This window comes from Spirosoma migulaei (assembly GCF_054776855.1).
In genome coordinates this window covers 92024-113284 of the sequence record NZ_BAAHBG010000046.1, presented here as the reverse complement: position 1 = coordinate 113284, position 21261 = coordinate 92024, and the positions used below count along the sequence as shown (strand labels likewise).

Genomic DNA, 21261 nt, shown 5'->3' with positions numbered 1-21261 from the left:
ACAGTTTTTTGCCTCGGTTAACGTCACACAAAATCCGGATGGATCAAAAGCGAAATCCTTTATTTAAAGGGTAAAATCTTTAGCTTTGTTGCGTATTTAATTGCCTGTAAATTAGGGCATTATTTTCATTTTTCTATTATTTAAACATCATTCAGCAAAACCCTCTTTTTGAGAAACGATACGGTCATCTGTAGGCAAACAAAAAAGGCTAGCTCAAGCTGGAACCAGATCTGTGAGGCAGAATTTAAGCGGATTATCGGCGATTAAGAGTCGTAGGTCTGGATCGGTTCGCAAGCTATCCAGCAAGGACAGCCATTCTTCTTCATTGGTACAATTGATGAACTGATCGAACGGTTTTCTCAAGGAAAAACAAAGAATTCGTCCGTTTAGCGACAGGTTCGCAAATACGAAATTGATCAGCTTACGCTTCTGCTCAACACTCGAAAGGGTGAATAACTCATGAGCTTGTGATGACAAGGATACCAGTGAAATCAACGAATTCTTGAAACTATCGTCGCCCTCACGATTCGCAGCAATATGACTCTCCACATCCATTTGCTGGCTACGCAAACTGGATTTCTTGGTGTCAAAATCGTGCTTATCGATGGTGCCATCTAGCAATAGATCCATCAGGGTATCTAGTCGATTCTGAAGCATGGCATGTTCGCGCTGCAATTCGCCCATCTGGCGACGCAAAAAAGCCCGTTCAGCTTGATCGGTTTCACGGATATAAGCCAGCACTTTGACCAAGGTCTCTGCCGGAATCTGTATCCGTTTTAAGACCTGCTCAACTTGGGCCAGGATTTCTTCTTCACGCACCCACATCATTTTCGTGGGATTAGCAGGATCGTTACAGCGTAGATAGGTCCATTGAGCGGTTTCACCACTAACATAGGTTTTTTTCTTGGTATCGGCGGTAACCATTCGGCCCGTGGTGGCACAGGTTAACAGACCACGAAAAACATATTCTTTGCCCGCCCATTGAAACGGCTTTTTATGCCAGCCTTGCAAAACAGCCTGACATTGATCGAACAAGTTCTTGGAAATCAGGGGAGGGTACCGATGATCATGAAGTTGGCCTTTGACCTTCATGCGGCCATAGTAGAATGGATTGGTAATGAGCTGATGGAGTTGTGATTTTGTGAGATAGCCTTTATTGCCAAACCGGGTTTTGAGGCCCCAACTAATCGTTTGCTGACGAAGCTCCGCTAATGTGCTCGTGCCGGTCGCGTAGGTTTCAAACAACCGGCGCACCAACAACGCGCGATCAGGGTCAACAATCACATCGCCCCGTCGGCGGGCGTCCTTGACGTTCAGATAGCCTAATGGAGCCAGTGATATGCATTCGCCCTGTCTGATTTTATGATCGATTGAGCGTTTGACATTGTCACGCAGACTATCGACATAGGACTGGGCCATGATCACACCCATTGACCACATGAGCCGTTCCTGACTGACCGAATTTTTATGGATAATATAATTTTCTGAATTGAAATGCAGTTCGATACGTCCATCCTGGATCAGCGCATCGAGCATCGGATATTCTTTAAACGAACGTTGTACGCGGTCCACCTTGTCGGCGACAATGGCAATGGGTTCACGATGGCTTTTGACAAATTTGATCATGGCCATGAACTGTTTGCGGTCTCCCTGCGTCGAGGATTCTACCAGCTCAAAGACTTTCAAGACGGTAAGCCCACGCCGTTCACAATAGAGTTGCAGCCGGTGTTTCTGGGCTTCGATGGAATAGCCTTCCTCCTGTTCTTTTGAGGATACCCGCGTCAGAATGACAGCTTTGGTGGCTGTCGTTTGGCGTTGACTGAGATCGACTATCTTCCGGCTCATAGGCTAATCCTATAAGTTTTGGCTTTTGATTTCAAGCAATAATTGACAAAAACCAATCAGATTGCGAGCGGCTTCATGGGCCTCCCGTTGCGAGATGCTCCCTTGATAAAGCTCGCTTATATGATTCACTATACCCTGATAGGCACTGTTTTCAGGGTCGGGCTGAGAAGAGTTAGGCATAGATGAATACCCATACGGCAGTATGATTTATTACCTTAATGTTCCGAAAGCGGAACGTATTTCTGACCAGTGATCAGCTTGGGGCCACAGAGTTATGGTCACAGATGCGAAAACGGCAGCCCGGAAGCTGTTTCGTATTGCGTCTTCAGCAAACTTCACACCTGATTGCATACCACTACGGCTTGAGAATGCGGGCGAAAAAATTAGTTCTTTAAAGTTGGTAATTGATCACTCACCAAAGCCATGCCTGTTAGTCAGTCGTGTCATGATCGCACAAAAAGAATTACAAAAGATAAGTCTTGTAGGTCATGCGAGCATAATTTCCAGAGATGCATGTTGCTCATTCTTTAATGGAACAGCAATTGAATTGACAGACTCCGCCAAAAGTATTTAGGTAATGTCCCGTAAGGGAAATGTCTTTTGATAGATCCGACTTACAGTTTTTGAACTGCAGCCAGGAGCTTAAAAATGCCCCATCAACAAAGCCGTTTGCTAAACCGAAAAGAAGCCGCTGATTACCTCGGCGTTTCAATCGGCACACTGGCCGTCTGGGATTGTACGAAACGTCGTCAACTCAATCCGATCAAAATTGGGAAGCTTGTACATTATCGTTTGTCGGATCTGGATCAGCTTTTGGATCAACGACTGTCGGATTAAAAAGCGGGAAGGGAAAGTTTTAGGCGAACTTTCCCTTCCCTAGTTCCCGATCACATCCGTTTCAATGGTGAGCGCAATGGACAAAGAACCTGCCAATACGATACCTATTTCCGAAATTCTAGGCAAGCTTGATTTTCGCCCCTTGCGGACCTATGGGCATATCGTCCACTACCCGTCCCCGCTGGATCGTAGGCGAAAAGCCATCTTATCCGTCAATACATTAACCAATCGCTGGTCTGATGCCCATCATCAGGACGGAACCGTATTAGATTTTGTCTGCCAATATCTTAAAATTAAACAGGAGGAGTATACCCAAGCCGATGCATTGCGCTGGCTAAAGAATATGACGCTATCAATCCCTGATCAGCTGACGGATCTCATAGATACTGACAGTCTGGGTGATAATCAGTCAGTCTTGGAGCTTCGACACAAAAAGACGATCCAGTATGCAGGGCTTATTCACTATCTGGAAAGGCAGGGTATTTCTCTGACACTTGCCAGGCAATACCTCAAAGAAATCCATGCCCGTAACCGGCAAACCGGTAAGGGCTTTATGGCGCTTGGCTTTCAAAATATAGATGGAGGTTTCTCCTTGAAAACGGCCTATCTGGAAAGGCACATTGGTCCCTTGGCGGTTTCGTTCATCCGGGGTGTTACGCCTAAACCGAATGCCATTCATCTGTTCAAGAATGTGATGGACTATCTGTCTGCCATCAGTCAGTTGAACGGCCATGCGTTCAAAGGTGATACGATTGTTCTGAATTCGCTTTCCTGTTTGAAACAGATCTTTCCCTACATCCAGAATTACGGTTACCGTACTGCCTATAGTTGGATGGACAATGATAAGGTCGGAGAAAATGTCACCGAAGCTTTGTCCACATTTTTTAAAACGCAGGATTATTTAAGCCATCAGCGGATGAATAAACTCTATACTCCACACAGGGATGTGAGTACATGGCACAGGCACCAACTCAATCTGATCGCGTAGGGGAGAGAGCATGACACAACTCAATCTCCAGTCTTTATTCAAGGTCAGTGAAGTTGAAATTATCTACCGCAACAAAATCCCGTATCAGGACAGGATTCAGATAACAAAATCCACGACCGCCTATGAAATCCTCCGGCAATCCTGGGATGAAAACCGGCTGGAACTGGTAGAACAGTTTAAAATCCTGCTGCTTGACCAGAAGAATAACTGTCTGGCGATTTCTGACATTGCATCGGGTGGTATGGTGTCCTGTATTGCTGATCCTAAGCTTATCTTTGCCACGGCTCTAAAGGCGAGGGCAACCGGTATAATATTAGCGCATAACCACCCGTCCGGTAATTTACAGCCCAGTGAGGCCGACAAAATTCTGACGCGCAAGATCAAAGAGGGCGGCAAATTGCTGGACATCGCCATACTCGATCACCTGATTGTAACGCCCCAGAATTATTTCTCATTTGCGGATGAAGGATGCATGCCAAGCTGAATGTCTAGGCAAATTTAAATCCACTTTTATCACCCTATTCTAACCAGAGCTACCAAGATAACACTATCCATGCTGGCTAGGTCGTGTCAAGAGGATGTCAGACGTAAACGAGAGATCGGCTTTGTTGCATTGTCGTGTTGTATTCACGTCAACTCCTTTATTTATCGGTTGATGTGTGATGTCAGCATAATCTCATCGCCCGTGGTGGCGCTTATCCCTCTTTTTTTACGAGGTAAAAACAATCTGCGACTTCGGCCAAAAATAGACATTGCGCATCGATTTTGGGCCTTTGGGGAGCTGCCACTGTCTCAATGAGCTTTGTCTGCTTCCATCATCAACAACAAACAAAGGAGAATTGATGATGACTACACTAGACGAAAAAAATGTAAAGGCCCCAACTCATGGGGTTTACTTTGTCAAAGACCGTAAGGGCAATCCAGACTGGATTAGAGTCGGTTCAGCTTGGGTAAATCGCGACGGCGAAGGTATGAACCTGTCCCTCGATAATTTAGGGCAAAACGTGATCCTCACCGTCCGGCCCAATAAGCATAAGGTTGAATAAATTATGAGCCGAGCGGGTCATAATCCGCTCGGCTTTGCTATTCTTCACAAATAAATTCCTGCACTTGCTATACAGGCTCTAATTTGTTGAGGGCTCTCTATTGAAAAAGAGAAAAAGTATTTTTTCAATATAAAAGGGTGTTTTTCCCGTTGTCGGTTTCTTGTAATAGGGCGAATATTATAGGCGCTTACCTAAAAGGCATGTTTTATCTGTAATGTCATTTGATACTAGCTAGCCAGGTCGTCAAAAGAGCTTATCCTTAACCCCAAAAAACATGGAAAACCAAGAGCAACCCGCTTTGCCAGATGCCAATGTACTCCGGTTAGCGCATGGCTTTAAACGTACCTTTTTCGGCCTTTCGCCAACATTTGTTTCTGCGAGCCAACAGGATCATTACGGTTACTTGTTTAACAATCGAGTTCGTATCCCTTTTTCAGCAAATAACCAGACACTTCTGGAAAAGTTGGGGAAAAATATGTTGGAAGATTCTTCAGTAGCTGAGGTTTCCGATAGTACGATTGATTCAGGCTATACGTATTTCGGACAGTTTGTCGATCATGACATCACACTTGATATTGATTCAAAGTTTGAAGAAGACAGGGATGCGAAAACGTTGGTGAATTATCGTACGCCAAATCTTGAGTTAGACAGTATGTATGGTGACGGGCCTGCCATAGATACTTTCTTATATGATAAAGAAGGGGTTAAACTGCTTCTTGGAAAGAATAGCATTGCAGTCGGGACAATTCCGCAAACTGACCTCGACCTTCAACGAAACGTCAATAATACGGCCATTATTGGTGATCCTCGTAACGATGAAAATCTGTTCGTCGCCCAACTGCATTTGAGTTTTATAAAGTTTCATAATGCTATTGTCGATAAGCTTAGATTAGCTAATCCTGCATTGCACCCCGATGAATTATTCACTAAAGCTCAATTCGAAGTTCGGCGGCATTACCAATGGGTATTGGTACATGATTTCTTAAAAACGATTGCAGGTGCCGACATCGTAGATGATATACTGACAAACGGGCTAAAGTTTTTTCGGGAATCTCGAAAGTTTTTCATGCCGGTTGAGTTTTCGGTAGCATCCTACCGTTTCGGGCATAGCATGATTCGAAATGCTTATCATTTCAATAAATTTTTTCCTAACAATGATTTTAGCTGGGCTTTCATCTTTACAAAAACGCAAGTTCCAGATAACTGGATTGTTAATTGGAAGAGCTTCTTTACCGTTGATGGTGTTCCTGCAATAAATAAAGCACGTAAAATAGATACGCGTGTTGCCTTCTCGATGAGTAGCCTACCCGGCCCAGGTAATCCGCCCCAAGGTTCGCTTTTTGCTACACTTTCTTCCCGAAATTTAGTACGAAGTATGTCTTTAAGAGTGCCAACTGGACAGACCGTGGCCAAACAAATGGGCCTTACATCACTGACCGCGCAGCAACTCCAAAGTAACCCCTTTACAAATCCAACACCCGCTCAGGAACAACTCCACCAGCAGACAATCGCTATCTTAAATGAATCAAACAGCTTACTGCTTAAAAAGACGCCACTATGGTATTATATTTTAAAAGAAGCAGAGTTGTTATCACAAGGCAATCACTTAGGGCCAGTAGGTGGCCGGATCATAGTTGAAGTTTTTGTGCGGTTACTCAAACAAACAAAAGACTCTATACTTTCAGATCCGCTGTGGAGACCTCAATTCGGTTTATTGCCAGGAATAGACCCGCTCAATTATCGCATTGTTGACGTTCTTAGATTTGCAGAAACGCTAAATGTACCTGGAACAGAATAGCACTGATCTAGCTAACGGCTTTACTCGCTTTTGACCAGAATTTCAGTAACTACTGCAACCTGCGTTTCCCCGCAATTGTGATAGCGCGAATTGGTAGCCGTAATTGTTTTTGGCATGTGATTCAGCAACAGATCGAATAGCAGTCCTAATTGATACCCTTTCAACGTGACAATCTGCCCACTAAAATAAAGCAGCATCACATTTACACTATCCATCGGTAGCAGATCGACCGATACCAGATAGGCGTAATTGAAAAACGCCTTGCGCCCGTCCTCCCAGACAAAGCAGATATTGCGGACAAAACTGTCTGTGTCATGGGGGACTACATGAGCCGTCAAACGTTCCGGCTCACTGTCTACATTCATCTCCACAGAGCTAAAATTGGCCTTGAATTTATGGACGGGGAACATGAGAATTGCCTTTCTGTTGAAGGTTCAAATCAACGGCGGACGTTTTTTCCTTTGCTGGGTTGGCAATCGGTTTGTGGGTACGGATGAGGTGTTCGGTTGCCTGTCGGTTTGCCCTGTTGCGCTTCAGCAGTTCAAGAGCGGATAGCCGGTCGCCGACTTCTGACGATTTTGCTAGCAAGCCGTCCGTGTCATCGGTATAGATATGAACACAATCCCGCGCTCGTGACACCGAGACATATAACTGGTTTAGATTTGTCGCTGTAAACGTTGAGGCCATCTGTGCGATAAAGACTTCATCGACCGTTTTTCCTTGTGCCGCATGGGACGTGATGCAATGTGCATAAGCCAGATGCCCAAAATCATTAGGGAGCGTATAGCTCACCTTGCTGATCGTGTTGCGTAACCGGATCGTGCCGTTCGGCTTAACAGCTAAGACCTCTAACAATTGGCCGTTATTCAGTCGCCGTTTCGTGCTGTCGAAGCCATTGCGGGTAATACGGATCGTATCGCCTTTGGATAAGTTAATCTCCTGCGCTTGATACACATCGAACTTGGATTTCATGTCAAGTGGAAGAGCGGTCAGCGTACCGTTGCTATCGACTATGTTCACCTTTTCATGGTCAATCGACACGACTGACCAGCGCGTACCCCGTGCGATGCCTGGCACATTTTGATTAAACTGGATAACCTGTCCATTTTGGTAATTGCGGCTATCGCCTTTTTCCGCAGTCGTCATGTTGCGATTGACTAGTTGCTCGGCTGTAAATTCAGCCTTGCCGAGTTTACCTCCCTCACGCAACTTGTCGCGGATAGCTTGCGTGACGCGTTCACCGTCACGGTGGGTGGGTGAAATCGCCAAAGCCGTTTTGCCACGCTTGAGCGCATTCACGTAGTCGGTTGCCAGCAAGTCAAACGGATTGGCCGCGTCAACCGTCTTGATCGCGCCCATACAGTGCAATGTCTCAAAGGCTTGCTGGACATGGCCGTCTGACAGGGCTTGCACGGCCTGACGATAAGCCAGATAGCGTTGCCGAAATATACGGCTCACTTCAGCCGATTTTATGCCAGCGACGGTGTTCAAAATGCGCAAGGCATCACCCCGTACGACACTGGCATGTTGCCGCGTATCGCCACTTAAAATAAGCCGTGCATTCTGTCTAATGGCGAGTGCCAGCAATTGGGTCATATCATGAGTATTCAACAATCCGGCCTCATCGACCCAGAGAACGCCGTTTTCTAAGGCTGCTTGCAGGGCAGGGGATGCCAGCAATTGGGCCACGGTCTCAGCCTCGGTGAACCCTTCATCCCGTAGAACGCCACGGGCTGCTTGAGCGGTCGGGGCTACAACCGTTACCCGTCGTCCAGTCTCTTCAATCAATCGAACAGCCTCTTGCATCAGAGTGGTTTTGCCGGTTCCAGCTTTCCCTCGAATAATCGACACGCGGTTTGTGGTGGTCAGCACATGCGCTATGGCCTCACGCTGTTCACCGCCCAGACCAATTGCCGGATGATTTGGATAAAGCGGCTGTAATGCGCCTTGCTCTTGTTGGGCCAGTCTAACCATGTATTGTTCTTCGTCCAAAATCTCTTGGGTGGTGCAAAGCGTTTTTGTCCCTTCCTGAATCCTGAGGATGCGTTGATCACTTACGAAGGCGTCGGTGATTTGACCAACCGTGACGGAGACATGGCCAAGGCTATGTCGGTAAGCAACTTCCAGAATACGCCGATCCTGGGCGACAGAGGCCCGTTCAAATCGCAAACTAAGCGCATGATCAACACACTGAGCAGGGGTTAGGGAAGACAGCTCTTTATTCGGGGCATAGCGGATTGGTTGCTCTCCCTCACTAGAGCCAATCATACCCAGCTTTTGAATTTGTGTTCGCCATTCCTGCTTGAGCTGGGTCATGGTCAGACCCTTTTGTTTCTTGGCGCGTGTCCGTGCCCCAAGCTTATCCAGTTCAGCTTGATCGGTAATGCCGAGTTGGTTAGCAATCTGGCCAATCTCATTGGTTCGTTTGGAAAACAGGCCAATGATGCGCTCTGGCACACCCAGGATTTCAAAGGATTTATCGGTACGCCGGATACGATAACCAAGATCGATCAATTTATCGGAGAGAATTTTATGAAACCGGGCCTGATAATAGGGCATGTCGCGTTTAATATCCCGAAACTGCCCGGCCTTGAATTCGCCCTCGACTTGATCCCACGTCGCGTTGAACACAAAACAATGGGCATGCAAATGCGGGTCAGGGACTTGACCATCAACCGGTCGGGCGGTTTGGTGGATAAAGTCGGCCCAGAGCAGTTCACCGGTTGCACGGTCTGCCACATGACCCTGTTTTCTCACCCGCGTTTGGGCGTCCTGCTCAATGTCCTGCATGGTTTGTTGAACACTTTCCTGAAACGCCTTTAGGATATGATCGTCACTAGAGAGCGCATGCAGGATCGAAACGCTTTTAGGACAATGAAAATTTATATCATAACCGACGGTGCGGGTATCCCCCGTGCGGGGTGTAAGGGATTTACCCGTTGTCGGATTGATGTTTTCACACAGGGCGTAAAAGAGGGTAGCCGTAGTCGCTTGACCATCCAGGCCAAGCCTTTCGGCAAGGCGACCATGCAAGCCGCCTTGAAGCTCCTGATCATCCAGGTAATAGTCAGAGCGACGCAAAGAGTCGTTGAAATACTCTTTGGCCTGACGGGCAGAGGTGCTTTGAATCATGCGGATCATGCATGATTTTATACAACAGAACGGCGATGGTCAGACTAAAAGCTGTGTTTTGTTAATGACAAACAGTAAGTGGTAAACTTGTCCGCACAGCCTGTGATCTATTAATGTTAATCCGTCAGACATCTTCCCTATTCAGTGCAATAGTTAATTATAAGAAGAGTTTTTTAATAGTAATCAAAATGGCTCAGGTGCACATTATGTATACAGAATATTCTATTTAGCCTTGATGAATATTAGATCTTTTATATTATATAAAATGTTGACATTTGCGTAACCTCTAAGCAAGATAATTTAAGATTAAGTTCTGGAGATGTCAATGAATGATATATTTAAAAGAAATCAATTTGAGAGAAATTTTTTACTATTAAAGAGTGCATGCTTTATTGCTACTGCTTTTCTATTCAACACAATTTTGAATTTGGAACATAGAGGAATAAACAAGATTGATTTATTGGATGATCATATTGTGAATACAAAGAATTCAAAATACTTAATTAATAAAGACACAATTACAGTTAACAAAAAAACAATAAATAATAGTGCAACTAAAAGTTCAAAAAGCAATAAACTGAGCTTTTAATTTAACGCATAGGAAATTAATATCCTTTCATTGGCGTAATTGACAGCTTCAATCAATGGTTCTATCCAAAATCATCTATTTTCCTTTTTGATTTACCAAAGAAGTTTTGAGACTCGTAAGGATTATAAGTTGAATGTGCTTTCTTAATGACCTTTTTAATGAAATCATCATCACTATCGCAGTTACTTAGAAGATTTATTGAATTTAAATATGTTTTAACATTTTCTACAGTTAATTCGCCCATTGGAACGGGAGGCTCGAATGGTACGCGCTGGCAAAACTTAGCTGTAAAATTGAAGTTTTTCTTTGCATTGTAATAAAATTCAGATACGTCATGTTCTCTATCTTTATTGTAGTACACTACTGCCGAACATTTTGGATCTACTTGAGTTCTAAATACTACACTTTCATTAATATCTTCTCTTACTAAGTTAAACTGAGAATTTAAATAAATTTTTACGACTAGATCATGATCAGTGGCTTGATTATAACGTTGTGCTACTAGTATGGTTGCAAAAAGCTCTGCTTGAACGTCCCTTACATTGTCAATTTCAATATCTATATGGGAGATTTGCTTTCTATACCTCATATATAAAGTACAAACATCGTTATCAGTTGGATTTAAAATAATTAATTTTATCTCTGTAGTAATACCGTTTTCTTTTGATAAAGTTGCTAAATAAGGCATAGCTTCCGTACGAACCCATCGTCCAAAATGTCCATTGTGGAGCCAAAAATGGGTTGTTTTCAGAGTTTGATTATGAAGAGATTTTGTCGCTCGCGAATCAAGGGCTTCTATACTGCCTACATGCCTTTCAATAGGTATTAAATAAATTAATATAGATAGAAGTATCACAGCTGAAATGGTAGCAGCTACCAAATTAATTAGAACTTCCTTTACAATAGAGGAGTACGGCTCTGGTACATTTTTATAATGCTCATGTGTTAGCACTAGTGCAATTATTTCTATGATAAAAATTAATATAGATACAAACAAGAATACCCTTCTTGCCGTTGATGTTTTCAAATTGCCTAAGTCAAACATAAATTATATATTTTATAAAGATTTATTTTTTTATAGAGAAAATACTTCCCCTTCGCTGCCGTAATAATCAAGTATATTCTGCCAAAGTGATAAATTTGCTTGCGCCCAATTAATGTATTTTTTTGCTGAATCACTATAAAAATATATTCCCTTTTCCATTAGTGGAATTTGATATTTAATGATTTTTATTGCAGTATCATGAATAGTTATATCTTGCTCTATACAGTATTGCTTGGCAAATAGAATAGGAGTAATAGGTAGAGATTTAAATAGAGTATCGGCATCGCTAAGCGCTTTTGCATCGCTTGATATATTTTCGTGACGATAGCTTGTATCTGCTTCAAAAATTATTTCCTCTATCCTACTGATGTCAGTAGATTTTATTTTATATTTCTTGAATAACGCTCTTCTCATTTGTTGCCCTTCGCTAGGCTTTGATTTTACGTTAATCAAATAATTCATATCATGCGTTAACGCAGCAATTGAGACGAAAAATAAATCTGCATTTAATTCTATAGCAAAATCTCTCGCTTTGGTGTAAACAAAAATTATGTGCTTCCATCCATGATAAGGGAGGCTTACATCACTTGATTTATATATTTGTTCAACTTCCTCTTTGATGTGAATTATAAGTTCATCTTTTCGCATTTATTCTAATACTTTTAAGTAATTTTTTATAACTTTTTTTAGGCTAGATGAATTAAATCTAACCGACTTCGGTAAGCTTTCCCTTAATTTATTTTGTGAATAAATTAAGGTTTCTCTTTGGCATATTGGACTTTGTAGGCATAAAGTTGATGTGCATATATTTGGTGGCGCTGATACAAAATGTAATGTCTGATGATCGAGTAAATATTGGCTTCCTGAACTTAAATTAACTTGCAATTGCTTCTTTAATGCTCTGGTGCCAATATATTCAAAGATATATTCGTCTTCCTTTAACGGGTTAATATATTTTTCCATTGAAATTCCATTGTCGCTTTCGGAATATATATCAAAATTTAAACATCCTGTAATAATACTTGAGGAAAAATCATACAAGTGATTATGGATTGTAAACTCATTGCCATTCTTTATATCAATGTTGATTTTGGGTAAATTCCATATATGCAGCTTGAGCATATAAGATGATACATCCCATCCAATAATGTTTACTCTTATAAATCCTAAATTATGTATAAAACTACTTTTGGCAACTCGATCTAATTCCTTTTCCTCACACATTATAGATTCTAGTATATTTATCAAAGATGAGGGTTGGCTTATCTCTGGTAAAAGGCAATTACTCAGGCAAGAGAAATCATTTGATGTTTTTTTAGACATTATACTCTTTAATTGTACTATGTTCATTAAGTCGTTTTTCATCCGTTTAGAAGACGCTGTTAAAGCCATTATTATAAGTTGTATTTAATTGAAATAGGAATTGCTATACGTTCTTCATCTTGGCAAATTTAAGATGTATTTTCTTGTAAATTCTTGATATATAGCTCTTTCGGCTATATATCATATATAAATCCTAAAAAGTTCACATTGCTTTTGAAAAATCATTGACTTCTAATAATATGGATTATCATCTGCTCTATTCAGTATTTCAGGTATTTTATAATAAGCCCTTTTGGAGAACGTTGTCGGTGGGTTACCACCCAGAAAAGCAAAAATATTTTCAGCCGAACCACGCCGTACTTCATCCGGTGTTACAAGCGGCCTTTGATTGGCATTAGCATCTTGAACACCAAACCAGTTACGTGTTGTAATCACATGTGAGGTTTGACCAATAGCCGCACTCACATAGTTTGCGGTAAAATTGTCGTTGATGGTAAAGAACTGCCGAATAGCGGTGTTTGCCGTGAATGTTTCCCAATTCTCACCATATAAACCCTGTAGCTGAATGAGTGATTGCAAGATCGGCCAAATAGTGATTTCAAATCCGGCATAGGTGCTTAATGCGGTCTCAATTTCAGGTAAGTAGCCCAAAGCTGCAAATTCATCGAGTAAAAAAGTTACACGCTTATTCGGGTTTCTGACAACGGCCCGTAATGTCGTTGTGGCCATGAGCCGCAGCCACCGTGCATGACTTTGTAATTTGTCGGCGGGGATGATGATATAGAGTGCTGTATCGCCTTCCGATAAGGTGGCTGGATCATAGCCAGAGCGTAATGCCTTTTGCAGTGATGGACTTTTGAGAAAATCTGTTGCCTGTAAGACAGAAGAGAGAATACTACCAAATGTCTCTTCACCAGCTTCCATCAATTTGACGATTTCATTGCCGGCATTGCGGATGATTTCTCCGTTGACTGGATCATTATTGAGCCGCATACGGGCGATCAATTCATCCCAATCATCACCTGCCAATCGTGCCCATCGCCACAGCGTAGTAAGGGTTCGATCATCGCCTTCCTGCGTGGTGGCAATTTGCATGATGAGACCAGTAACGACTGAACGCGCTGTATCGGTGAAGAAGCGGTTCTTATCGTCGCGCTCGACTGGGACGAGCATTTCTGCGATCATGTGCGCATCATCAACTAAGTGAATGCTGCTGGTATCGGCCAGTATGTCTAATGGATTATACGATTCCGCTTCGCCGATATGGTCTTCCAGCAGACCCCACGGATTAAGAATAACAACCTGTCGTCCGCTCTCGCGTTGATACCGCGCTGTGATTGCGGCATTCTCACCTTTTGGGTCAATGACGACCCAGGATCCGGTATAGCCACCAAGACCGAGCAAGTTCGGAATAATTAAATTCGTGCCTTTGCCACCCCGTGTACCGGCAACTGTTAGAATGTGCCCTTTATCTTTGAAGACAAATCCACCTCCGATATAAATGCCTGGGCCTTGCCGGTACGGATTCAGTTCGTCGGGTCTGGCAAACCGCGCCGTACCAAACCGGTTGCCTTCGATCAGCTCGTTGTTAACACCAATCTGCCAGCGCCGGAAAATAAAAAATACGACGAGTGAAAAAAACAGATTGAAGCTCATGAAAACAAGAAACGCATAGCCCTGCATCCCCATCAGTGATGCGACGAACCAGAGAACGAACAAAAGCCCAAACAAGACGAACCAACCCAGTATCGCCCAGACAACCATCGCAAACTTAACGATGGGCCGCAGAGGATAGAGCAGGGGGTATTCCGCCAACGGCTTCATAAAGCGCAGGTAGGCTTGCGTATAGCCGAATAAGGCTCCTGCCAACGTGATAGGGGTTAGGAAGAGACCGACCAGAAACAGAATAATTCTATTCTGTAGCGAAGGGCTTGGGGTGATATTGAAAAGCTGATTGATTTCATCTGAGGTCACACCAAACCCGTTTGTGGCTGGTTTTGGTGCGTCTACCATTTGGGGTTGGGCGGGATTCATCAACGAGGAGGTTAAGGTGGGTGGAAACAACCCACAAAAACGGAAAAAGAAACGCGCTCTACAACGGGATTTTCCCCGTATTTGAAACGGGTTTTTACACGTATTGAAAAAGTATTGCCTCAAAAAAGAAAAGCAGTTTGCCTTGAAACCCAATGGTTTCCGTCAAGTATTGCAAAGACGAGATAGATCATAACGGCCTCTACAGGCCATGAATGGAAGTATAGTCGAAGAATCGTTTGGTTTTCTGGTCCGCCTGGACAATCGCTAGGGAGCTTGTCAATTACAATTGAGCAGTGATTTAAAGTAGGAGAAGTTGTCAGTCAAAGCTGCGCAGACGATCCGGAAGCGAGAGGCTTGGCAGCCCTATGACGATGAGGTCCATCACGTAACGCAGTTAATTGTAACGATTTGAGGGAGAGACTTTGTATCGTCACAATCGGGTATTCGTATGGCGGGGTCAACGATCTCGATGAATACTGGACAGAAAAGTAGGCAGAGCGTGTCATCTAATTGCACGCGGCCATAGCCGCTCTGTGCAACTGATCCACAAAAGCTATAACACCAGTGCCAGTGCAGAAGCACGGCGCACCCATGACGTGCGGCTGAAAAACAATCCGCCTAAATTATTTTAAAGCTATATTTGTCGCCAATCCTTATACAAGGATGACTTCAAGGTTGGCAGTCTATCACTTCTGATCCTGAATGGTGTGGATAGAAACGGAAAGTCGGCTGACTCTGTTGGCCGACTTTTTTCCCTTTCGCAGCGTGTAAAGCAGGTATGACTTTAAACGTACGGGTTCATTAATGCGTTTATAAGCTCAATTGATTTACTCAATGTCAAGACTTTTATGGTTAGGTGTGCAGCGCACAACTAAAAGGTTATGAACGATGGCGGAAACATACAAAACGGAACTGCATTGCGGTTCCGTTTTTTGTACGGGCCTGTTATGGCAGTGGTGCCAGGCTAAAAATATTTCTTATATTGAGGGTTACTGGTTAGGTTAAGCTTCAACAGGCGCAGTTTATGGCTGTGCCGATTGAATGATTTCGCAATGAGCGTAAGAAAATAGGCTGACTTTGTTAGCCTATTTTCTTATCTGGCACAGTCAACAAAAGCGTTGAATGAAAACAGTCTCCTGTTTTTTGCTAAAAACAAGGGGCTGTGACAAGGCTTAGCTATTCCTAAGCACAGCTTAGGGAAAGTGTTTTAATATGGATTAAAGGTTTTGTCCGATCTCACGCAATTTCTTAGCAATTGATTTTAGCTGTTCCCTGTTAAATTTAGGTCTTTCAGAGCTATCAATATGATTTGAATAGAATTTATCTTCAAGCTCTGGGTACCAATCACCTGGAGCAGATAAATCTCCTTCTTTTCTGGGTATAACATGCATGTGTAGATGAGGAACGCTTTGACCAGCAGGAGCACGCTCTTGAATAGACCAATTAAACGATTCTACATTAAATGCTTTTGATAATAGTCGTCCTGCTTTCTGACCTAAAACCATGAAATCCTTTAATTCTTCTTGGTTGAGTTCAAATAAACTCAATGTATGTTTCTTAGGTATCACTAAAGAATGCCCAGGTAAAATAGGTGCTATATTATAAACTACGAGGAAATTTTCGTTTTCAAGAAACGAAATATCTGAGATGTCAAGTCTACAGAAAGGACATATCTCTATTTTTTCTGCGTCAATCATAGTTATTTTCTGTAAGTGTAATGATCAATCTTCGTTGAACGACCAATTATCAGCATTAGACCACAATTTGTCAAATTCATCTTTAAATGCAGAAAACCATATGTCTCCTTCATTTAAACGAAACATCGGTCTATCCCTTGATATTCGGCTATGCAAGAAATAAAATTGAATAACAACAAAAGATTCCCCATTGTTTTTTTTAATATAAATAATACTTAGAGTTGGAGCATGATTAATTGTTTTGACTGTTATTTGTTTCCCAGTTTCTTGCCTAATTCTTTTTAAGTGATATTCCATTTTTTTAGCATTGCTAAAATAAATACTAGAGTCATCCCCATAAATATATTTTACTGCATCCGAAGTTGGGCCAACGAATAATAGCCTAACATCTGTTCCTGATCGAACACTTTGAATTATTTCTCTATCATAGTTTCCGAGTAAATTAACAGCAGTGCGAGCAAGAACATATACTTTTTTAGCATTTTCTATCAAATCAACAAATGTGGAATGGGTTTTATACGCATCATCAAGTGTGTAGAAATAATCATTTATCGTATGATTTATTTCGGATAAACTTTTTTTACTTTTTAAATTTTTTAACCACTGTATAAGTTCAAGATGACCCCGTTGTTTTTTGCCTTCAGAGAAATCAATATAATTTATTCCCCCTAAGTCTGATGCAATTTTTGCGCTTCCTACTTTTAAAATAATAGCATTTTCAGAACCTAGGACCCCTGTAAATATACCATGCTCAAAGATAACATTATCTCTGGGCTGTGTAGTTATATCATAACGATACCATACTTTATCATCTTCAGCAAAAATTATGATGGAAGCATCAACATCATTTGCAATTTCAACAAGTCGATTCAAAATAAAGCTGCCGGGCCTGAATAGACCTGGCTCATCCCATCTAACTGGTATATGTCCATTACTTTCTACAATATTAGCTATCTCGACCAGAGTATTATATTGCTCTTTTGAACTGCCTATAAAAATCTTCATTTTATAAAATTGTGGATTGGGTTTAGAAGCGTTGTAGCATTTGCTAGCAAATTAATCATTTCCTGCATTTTTGCTCGCATCAGCAACGTGTAAATACCGTACCAGCAAAAAAATCAGCTGCGGCCTTGCTTCTTAGCACTCAAATCGCGAACGTTGTAGAACCTGAAATTGATGAGTGTTGCAAGACGTGGTTTGTAGCTACAAAAACTCCGTAATTGTAGCCCTCAAACCGTTCTTGTAAGGGTGGGGATTCTCCCTCCCTTAACCCTCCCTGTAAACGCTCCCGCGTATGGCACGACCCTCAAAGGACGATGCGGACAAACGCGAATTCACCATTCGCGTTCGCGTTACGGCATCTGAGAAACTCCGTATCTGGCAGATGGCAGCCGAGAACGGCTACACGCCCAGCGACTTCATGCGCTTGCGTACAATGGCAGCAACGCAACCGTTGCGGCATAAGCCGACACCCGATCGTGAACTGCTGCTCAATGTCATGGCCGAGCTTGGCAAGATCGGCAGCAACGTCAATCAGATTGCACGTAGCCTCAACAGCCGTGATGAAACGGGGCAGTTGGTTGGTATCAACGCGTATGAGATCAATCAGGCCATGCAGGGTTTGGATAGTCTCACGGCTCAGGTTCTCAAACTCCTCAGCTAGTGGTTATCCGAGGAGCGATACGGGGCAATGGCCAGCAATTAGCGCATTATCTTCTCTCTGGGGAAGCTAATGAACGTGTCCAGATTGTGGACGTTACCGGACGCTCAAATGCCACCGACGCTTATTTGCATCAGACCCTGCAAGGCATGTCGCTGACTAGCGAACTAACGAAGAGCCCCAAAGGACTGTATCACGCTCAAATCAATCCGGCCTATAGCGAAGACCGGAAGATGAGCGAAAAGGACTGGTTGAAAGCGGCTGATATTTTGGGTAACGAGTTAGGGTTGCAGGAGCAACGGCGCGTGATTGTCCTGCACACCAAAAAGGGGCGGACACACGCGCATGTGGTCTGGGAACGCTACGACCATAAAACGGGCAAAGTCATTGCCAACAAGTTTAGTCGCTTAGCTCAAGATCGCGCTCGTAAAGAAATGGAGCGGGTGTTTGAGCAGCAGCCTACGCCCCATCGCAACCAGCATCGGCCTGAACTCAAAGAAGCACTGACCAATCTGTGGAAGGAAACTGAAACCGGAAAAGAGTTTGTCAAAGCCGTTCATGACAATGGGTATCTGTTGGCCGAGGGTGTACCGCGTCATCCGTTCATGGTGGTCGATGAAAATGGGCGGTCGTTTGATTTAGTGAGGCAGCTAAAAGGAGTACGGATCAAAGAGGTTCGTCAGCGTTTGCGCCATGAAAAACTGATCCCTGAAAAAGAGGCCATCGAATTGATGCGGCAAAAGCAGGAGGGCAGCAGTGACGCAAATAAGGCCGATCAACAGCGTGACCAAGACAAAGCGAAACGAACGGCTAGCGACTTCTGGGATAACCAACAGGCAATGACTTTAGAGGACGCAGAGGTTCAGAGCCGCAGGCGAATGAAAGAATTGGCAGATAGTTTTATCCAATCAGGGCAGGAGTTGACGGAAGCCACTGACCAATCTGATAGCTTTGAAAAGAAAAAGAGACGGGTAGGGGAGTATTTTCTAAACGCCGATGAATTGACGGGCAAAGACGAGGAAACGATAGCCGAAGAACCTACAACACAATTAGCGGAAGATTACACAGAGACAAGTGAGGACATTACCACGAAGTCACAGAAATTAGAGAGCCGACAGAGACAACAAAGGATAGCAGAGCAATTTGCGGCTAACGAAGAAGACACAAGTCAACTGAGTGCAAAGCCGAATAGCAAACGACATCAGCAAATTCTAAAAGACTTTATGCGAGCAGAGGATGAGTTGGTTAGCCAAGATGAAGCCGTGCAGCGACAACAAACAACCGCATGGCAGTTTTTTGAAAATGAAGAATTGGTGACAGGCGAAGTTGCTGACAACGAAAACGAGATTCAACGACTGATGCAGGAGCAGAGGGCAATCCGAGAGCGCAATCGGCAGAAGGCAAAAAAGCGGGTTCGCTAAAAATATTGGTGAAAAATTTGGTTACACTGATGTCGATGAATCCCAATAGTGTCTACATCGTGCGCTACGTGTTCTGAACCAATTTGAATTTCTTGTGCAAATCTTGTGCAAATAAAAAAGCACTTACAAGTTTTATCTCGTAAGTGCTTGATTGTCAGGCTCCCGAAGCTGGGGAGTGGAAAATTGCGTTTTCAAGTCCTATACAGTGTTTTTGCTAACTTGTAGCGGAAATCTGTAGCGAAACTAGCGAATTTTCCGGTTTTATTTACCACTGGCAGCAGTGTTGCTACCTACGTTAACAGCCCAACTACACTTCTATCGACTCAGCAATATCAACCTCACTTGAAAGTCCAAATTTCCAGCTACTTGTATTTACTGGCTTTTTCTCACCTCGTAAATTATAGGCAGACTCGAAATCTATGTCTTCAATTCGTGTTGGCGTCAGCTTTGGCAATGGGAATAGTGTGTCGGTGGCTTGACTGTTAACGCTGCTGAAATCCCGTTGCTGCTCATGCATATTCTCCAGCAGCTTCCAGTAGTTGGCTTTATCCGTTGCGGCCTGATCGCGCTGCTGCTTTAGAAATTCATTCTCAATCCGTACCCGTTCCAGTTCCGATTGAAGCTGATTAAAGATAACTGGATCTACCGTTTCCCCAGCAGGTACTACACTTGGCCTGATACCCATAATCATATAGATCAAATCATACTTGCCAGGGTAGGCCTTTGCCATGCATCTATGAACGTCAATAGATACGTCACGCTCCCCCTTAGTAATATAGTAGAGCGTATTTCTAAGGATGCCGGTTTTATCGGCTAGTTCGGTCAGGTCTGGCTTTTCGCCAATAAAGTCCAGGAATCGTTTTCGTTCCTCTTCCTTTTCTGCATTCAATTTGGGGGCTTTTTCCATCGTCAAGCTTAATTTATTTAATATTTATTTAATTTTCTACAACTATTGTTATATTTGTGCTATTGGTGCTGTTAGCACTTGTTGAACAAATATTAAGCAAATATAACAGTAATATGAAAATTCCTACCAAAAAGTACAGCAACGAGAAGTATTTGCTATTAAGCGGCAAAATAAAGGAGTCGAGCTACATTCGTGAAGTTCAGGAAATTCTAGCTAAAAAGGGGATTTTCAAGCGCGACAACTATATAACCGTTGTAATAACACCCAATAAGGGTACTAACATCTTTCGTACTTATAATGAGGACGTATGGGACGCTGTAGAAGAGGTTTTACACAACCGGGAAATAGCACGTAAGGTAAATGATAAGCTTTTAGATAGGCTATTAACCCAAACTGGCAAGGCAGTAGCTGAGTGTACCTAAAAAAATTTAACTTTTGTTTTAACAATAGTTATAGATTTCATTAATATTTATTATGTTTGTGGTGTCACTCAGGCAAAAAAGAAAAATCCCGGCTTGCTACCAACAAGGCCGGGACATAAAGTCACTCATTAATCAGGTACAAAGCTATGACTTTTAACACCACATTACAAGCCGCCTTACTTGCCATTGAAACGCCAGTACTGGACCTAAGCCCTAAGCCGCTGACAGTTTCCCACATTCTGGAAACAAACGAGACTGACGAGTTAGATTATCTTATAGGCCGGGAGGTTTCCGATTGCTGCTTTGAGTTTAATGACATTAACCACAAAGGGGCAACGCTGCAAATCGAATACCGTATTGAAGCTGCCGACAACTACAAAGAGATTGTCAAGGTTGCAACGCATCCAGAAATGACAATGCCCCAACTGGCTGAACTGCTGATCAAGGCAATCAAAAACGTTACAGACATTTCCTAACTCCCAACCAAGCCCGATGCCGCCAGCGTCGGGCTTTAACC

The 21261-nt window shown here is 43.0% G+C and carries 20 protein-coding genes; 9 read left to right on the top strand and 11 right to left on the bottom strand.

Annotation, left to right across the window (positions count from 1 at the left end; genetic code table 11):
- Positions 1 to 213: 213 nt before the first annotated feature.
- Together ACYVGO_RS37885 and ACYVGO_RS37880 are read right to left on the bottom strand one after the other, a co-directional pair.
- The gene (locus ACYVGO_RS37885; protein ID WP_460973994.1) at positions 214 to 1845 is read right to left on the bottom strand and encodes a recombinase family protein; all 1632 of its coding nucleotides are present in this window, start codon (positions 1843 to 1845) and stop codon (positions 214 to 216) included.
- Between the two features lie 9 nt (positions 1846 to 1854).
- Positions 1855 to 2025: a hypothetical protein gene (locus ACYVGO_RS37880; protein ID WP_460973993.1), complete on the bottom strand. Its 171-nt coding sequence runs from the start codon at positions 2023 to 2025 to the stop codon at positions 1855 to 1857.
- A 468-nt stretch (positions 2026 to 2493) separates the two neighbouring features.
- Between ACYVGO_RS37880 and ACYVGO_RS37875 the strand changes: the two genes are divergently transcribed.
- The 5 genes from ACYVGO_RS37875 (at position 2494) to ACYVGO_RS37855 (ending at position 6514) form a co-directional block, all read left to right on the top strand.
- On the top strand, positions 2494 to 2682 hold the full coding sequence (locus ACYVGO_RS37875; protein WP_460973992.1) for a helix-turn-helix transcriptional regulator: 189 nt from the start codon (positions 2494 to 2496) through the stop codon (positions 2680 to 2682).
- A gap of 76 nt (positions 2683 to 2758) precedes the next feature.
- Positions 2759 to 3670, top strand: a complete 912-nt coding sequence (locus ACYVGO_RS37870; protein ID WP_460973991.1) for a toprim domain-containing protein — start codon at positions 2759 to 2761, stop codon at positions 3668 to 3670.
- A gap of 10 nt (positions 3671 to 3680) precedes the next feature.
- Entirely contained in the window at positions 3681 to 4154 is a 474-nt protein-coding gene (locus ACYVGO_RS37865; protein ID WP_460973990.1) for a JAB domain-containing protein, read from the top strand.
- A gap of 358 nt (positions 4155 to 4512) precedes the next feature.
- The gene (locus ACYVGO_RS37860) at positions 4513 to 4716 is read left to right on the top strand and encodes a hypothetical protein (protein ID WP_460973989.1); all 204 of its coding nucleotides are present in this window, start codon (positions 4513 to 4515) and stop codon (positions 4714 to 4716) included.
- 274 nt (positions 4717 to 4990) lie between these two features.
- Entirely contained in the window at positions 4991 to 6514 is a 1524-nt protein-coding gene (locus ACYVGO_RS37855) for a peroxidase family protein (RefSeq protein ID WP_460973988.1), read from the top strand.
- 20 nt (positions 6515 to 6534) lie between these two features.
- On the opposite strand, the gene ACYVGO_RS37850 is transcribed toward ACYVGO_RS37855, so the two are convergent.
- The 8 genes from ACYVGO_RS37850 to ACYVGO_RS37815 form a co-directional block, all read right to left on the bottom strand.
- The gene (locus tag ACYVGO_RS37850) at positions 6535 to 6879 is read right to left on the bottom strand and encodes a hypothetical protein (protein ID WP_460973987.1); all 345 of its coding nucleotides are present in this window, start codon (positions 6877 to 6879) and stop codon (positions 6535 to 6537) included.
- Positions 6880 to 6907: 28 nt separating this feature from the next.
- Positions 6908 to 9646, bottom strand: a complete 2739-nt coding sequence (mobF, locus tag ACYVGO_RS37845) for a MobF family relaxase (RefSeq protein ID WP_460973986.1) — start codon at positions 9644 to 9646, stop codon at positions 6908 to 6910.
- Positions 9647 to 10296: 650 nt separating this feature from the next.
- Positions 10297 to 11280, bottom strand: a complete 984-nt coding sequence (locus ACYVGO_RS37840) for a hypothetical protein (protein ID WP_182464085.1) — start codon at positions 11278 to 11280, stop codon at positions 10297 to 10299.
- A gap of 30 nt (positions 11281 to 11310) precedes the next feature.
- Positions 11311 to 11928, bottom strand: coding sequence for an HD domain-containing protein (locus tag ACYVGO_RS37835; protein ID WP_182464084.1), 618 nt, complete (start codon positions 11926 to 11928; stop codon positions 11311 to 11313).
- A complete protein-coding gene (locus ACYVGO_RS37830; protein ID WP_460973985.1) occupies positions 11929 to 12645 on the bottom strand; it encodes a hypothetical protein in 717 nt (238 codons plus the stop codon). It abuts the gene before it with no gap.
- Between the two features lie 189 nt (positions 12646 to 12834).
- On the bottom strand, positions 12835 to 14637 hold the full coding sequence (locus tag ACYVGO_RS37825) for a type IV secretory system conjugative DNA transfer family protein (protein WP_182464082.1): 1803 nt from the start codon (positions 14635 to 14637) through the stop codon (positions 12835 to 12837).
- A gap of 1217 nt (positions 14638 to 15854) precedes the next feature.
- Positions 15855 to 16334, bottom strand: coding sequence for an HIT family protein (locus ACYVGO_RS37820; RefSeq protein ID WP_182464081.1), 480 nt, complete (start codon positions 16332 to 16334; stop codon positions 15855 to 15857).
- A 24-nt stretch (positions 16335 to 16358) separates the two neighbouring features.
- Positions 16359 to 17339 (bottom strand): TIR domain-containing protein, encoded by a 981-nt coding sequence (locus tag ACYVGO_RS37815; protein ID WP_460973984.1) that lies wholly within the window; start codon positions 17337 to 17339, stop codon positions 16359 to 16361.
- Between the two features lie 289 nt (positions 17340 to 17628).
- Here ACYVGO_RS37815 and ACYVGO_RS37810 point away from each other — a divergent pair, with 289 nt between their 5' ends.
- On the top strand, positions 17629 to 17997 hold the full coding sequence (locus ACYVGO_RS37810) for a plasmid mobilization protein (RefSeq protein WP_460973983.1): 369 nt from the start codon (positions 17629 to 17631) through the stop codon (positions 17995 to 17997).
- Positions 17997 to 19415, top strand: coding sequence for a relaxase/mobilization nuclease domain-containing protein (locus ACYVGO_RS37805; RefSeq protein WP_460973982.1), 1419 nt, complete (start codon positions 17997 to 17999; stop codon positions 19413 to 19415). Before ACYVGO_RS37810 ends, ACYVGO_RS37805 begins: the two co-directional genes overlap by 1 nt.
- Before the next feature lie 307 nt (positions 19416 to 19722).
- Here ACYVGO_RS37805 and ACYVGO_RS37800 read toward each other — a convergent pair whose 3' ends face one another.
- On the bottom strand, positions 19723 to 20322 hold the full coding sequence (locus tag ACYVGO_RS37800; protein ID WP_460973981.1) for a hypothetical protein: 600 nt from the start codon (positions 20320 to 20322) through the stop codon (positions 19723 to 19725).
- A gap of 113 nt (positions 20323 to 20435) precedes the next feature.
- Between ACYVGO_RS37800 and ACYVGO_RS37795 the strand changes: the two genes are divergently transcribed.
- Together ACYVGO_RS37795 and ACYVGO_RS37790 are read left to right on the top strand one after the other, a co-directional pair.
- Complete coding sequence (locus ACYVGO_RS37795) at positions 20436 to 20744, top strand: hypothetical protein (RefSeq protein ID WP_460973980.1); 309 nt, start codon at positions 20436 to 20438, stop codon at positions 20742 to 20744.
- 146 nt (positions 20745 to 20890) lie between these two features.
- Positions 20891 to 21220, top strand: coding sequence for a hypothetical protein (locus ACYVGO_RS37790; protein ID WP_460973979.1), 330 nt, complete (start codon positions 20891 to 20893; stop codon positions 21218 to 21220).
- Positions 21221 to 21261: the final 41 nt, after the last annotated feature.

Excerpts from the sequence above, each read along its gene's own strand:
- ACYVGO_RS37885 (WP_460973994.1), bottom strand. The coding sequence starts at position 1,845 with ATGAGCCGGAAGATAGTCGATCTCAGTCAACGCCAAACGACAGCCACC.
- ACYVGO_RS37880 (WP_460973993.1), bottom strand. The coding sequence starts at position 2,025 with ATGCCTAACTCTTCTCAGCCCGACCCTGAAAACAGTGCCTATCAGGGT.
- ACYVGO_RS37875 (WP_460973992.1), top strand. The coding sequence starts at position 2,494 with ATGCCCCATCAACAAAGCCGTTTGCTAAACCGAAAAGAAGCCGCTGAT.
- ACYVGO_RS37870 (WP_460973991.1), top strand. The coding sequence starts at position 2,759 with ATGGACAAAGAACCTGCCAATACGATACCTATTTCCGAAATTCTAGGC.
- ACYVGO_RS37865 (WP_460973990.1), top strand. The coding sequence starts at position 3,681 with ATGACACAACTCAATCTCCAGTCTTTATTCAAGGTCAGTGAAGTTGAA.
- ACYVGO_RS37860 (WP_460973989.1), top strand. The coding sequence starts at position 4,513 with ATGATGACTACACTAGACGAAAAAAATGTAAAGGCCCCAACTCATGGG.
- ACYVGO_RS37855 (WP_460973988.1), top strand. The coding sequence starts at position 4,991 with ATGGAAAACCAAGAGCAACCCGCTTTGCCAGATGCCAATGTACTCCGG.
- ACYVGO_RS37850 (WP_460973987.1), bottom strand. The coding sequence starts at position 6,879 with ATGAATGTAGACAGTGAGCCGGAACGTTTGACGGCTCATGTAGTCCCC.
- mobF (WP_460973986.1), bottom strand. The coding sequence starts at position 9,646 with ATGATTCAAAGCACCTCTGCCCGTCAGGCCAAAGAGTATTTCAACGAC.
- ACYVGO_RS37840 (WP_182464085.1), bottom strand. The coding sequence starts at position 11,280 with ATGTTTGACTTAGGCAATTTGAAAACATCAACGGCAAGAAGGGTATTC.
- ACYVGO_RS37835 (WP_182464084.1), bottom strand. The coding sequence starts at position 11,928 with ATGCGAAAAGATGAACTTATAATTCACATCAAAGAGGAAGTTGAACAA.
- ACYVGO_RS37830 (WP_460973985.1), bottom strand. The coding sequence starts at position 12,645 with ATGAAAAACGACTTAATGAACATAGTACAATTAAAGAGTATAATGTCT.
- ACYVGO_RS37825 (WP_182464082.1), bottom strand. The coding sequence starts at position 14,637 with ATGAATCCCGCCCAACCCCAAATGGTAGACGCACCAAAACCAGCCACA.
- ACYVGO_RS37820 (WP_182464081.1), bottom strand. The coding sequence starts at position 16,334 with ATGATTGACGCAGAAAAAATAGAGATATGTCCTTTCTGTAGACTTGAC.
- ACYVGO_RS37815 (WP_460973984.1), bottom strand. The coding sequence starts at position 17,339 with ATGAAGATTTTTATAGGCAGTTCAAAAGAGCAATATAATACTCTGGTC.
- ACYVGO_RS37810 (WP_460973983.1), top strand. The coding sequence starts at position 17,629 with ATGGCACGACCCTCAAAGGACGATGCGGACAAACGCGAATTCACCATT.
- ACYVGO_RS37800 (WP_460973981.1), bottom strand. The coding sequence starts at position 20,322 with ATGGAAAAAGCCCCCAAATTGAATGCAGAAAAGGAAGAGGAACGAAAA.
- ACYVGO_RS37795 (WP_460973980.1), top strand. The coding sequence starts at position 20,436 with ATGAAAATTCCTACCAAAAAGTACAGCAACGAGAAGTATTTGCTATTA.
- ACYVGO_RS37790 (WP_460973979.1), top strand. The coding sequence starts at position 20,891 with ATGACTTTTAACACCACATTACAAGCCGCCTTACTTGCCATTGAAACG.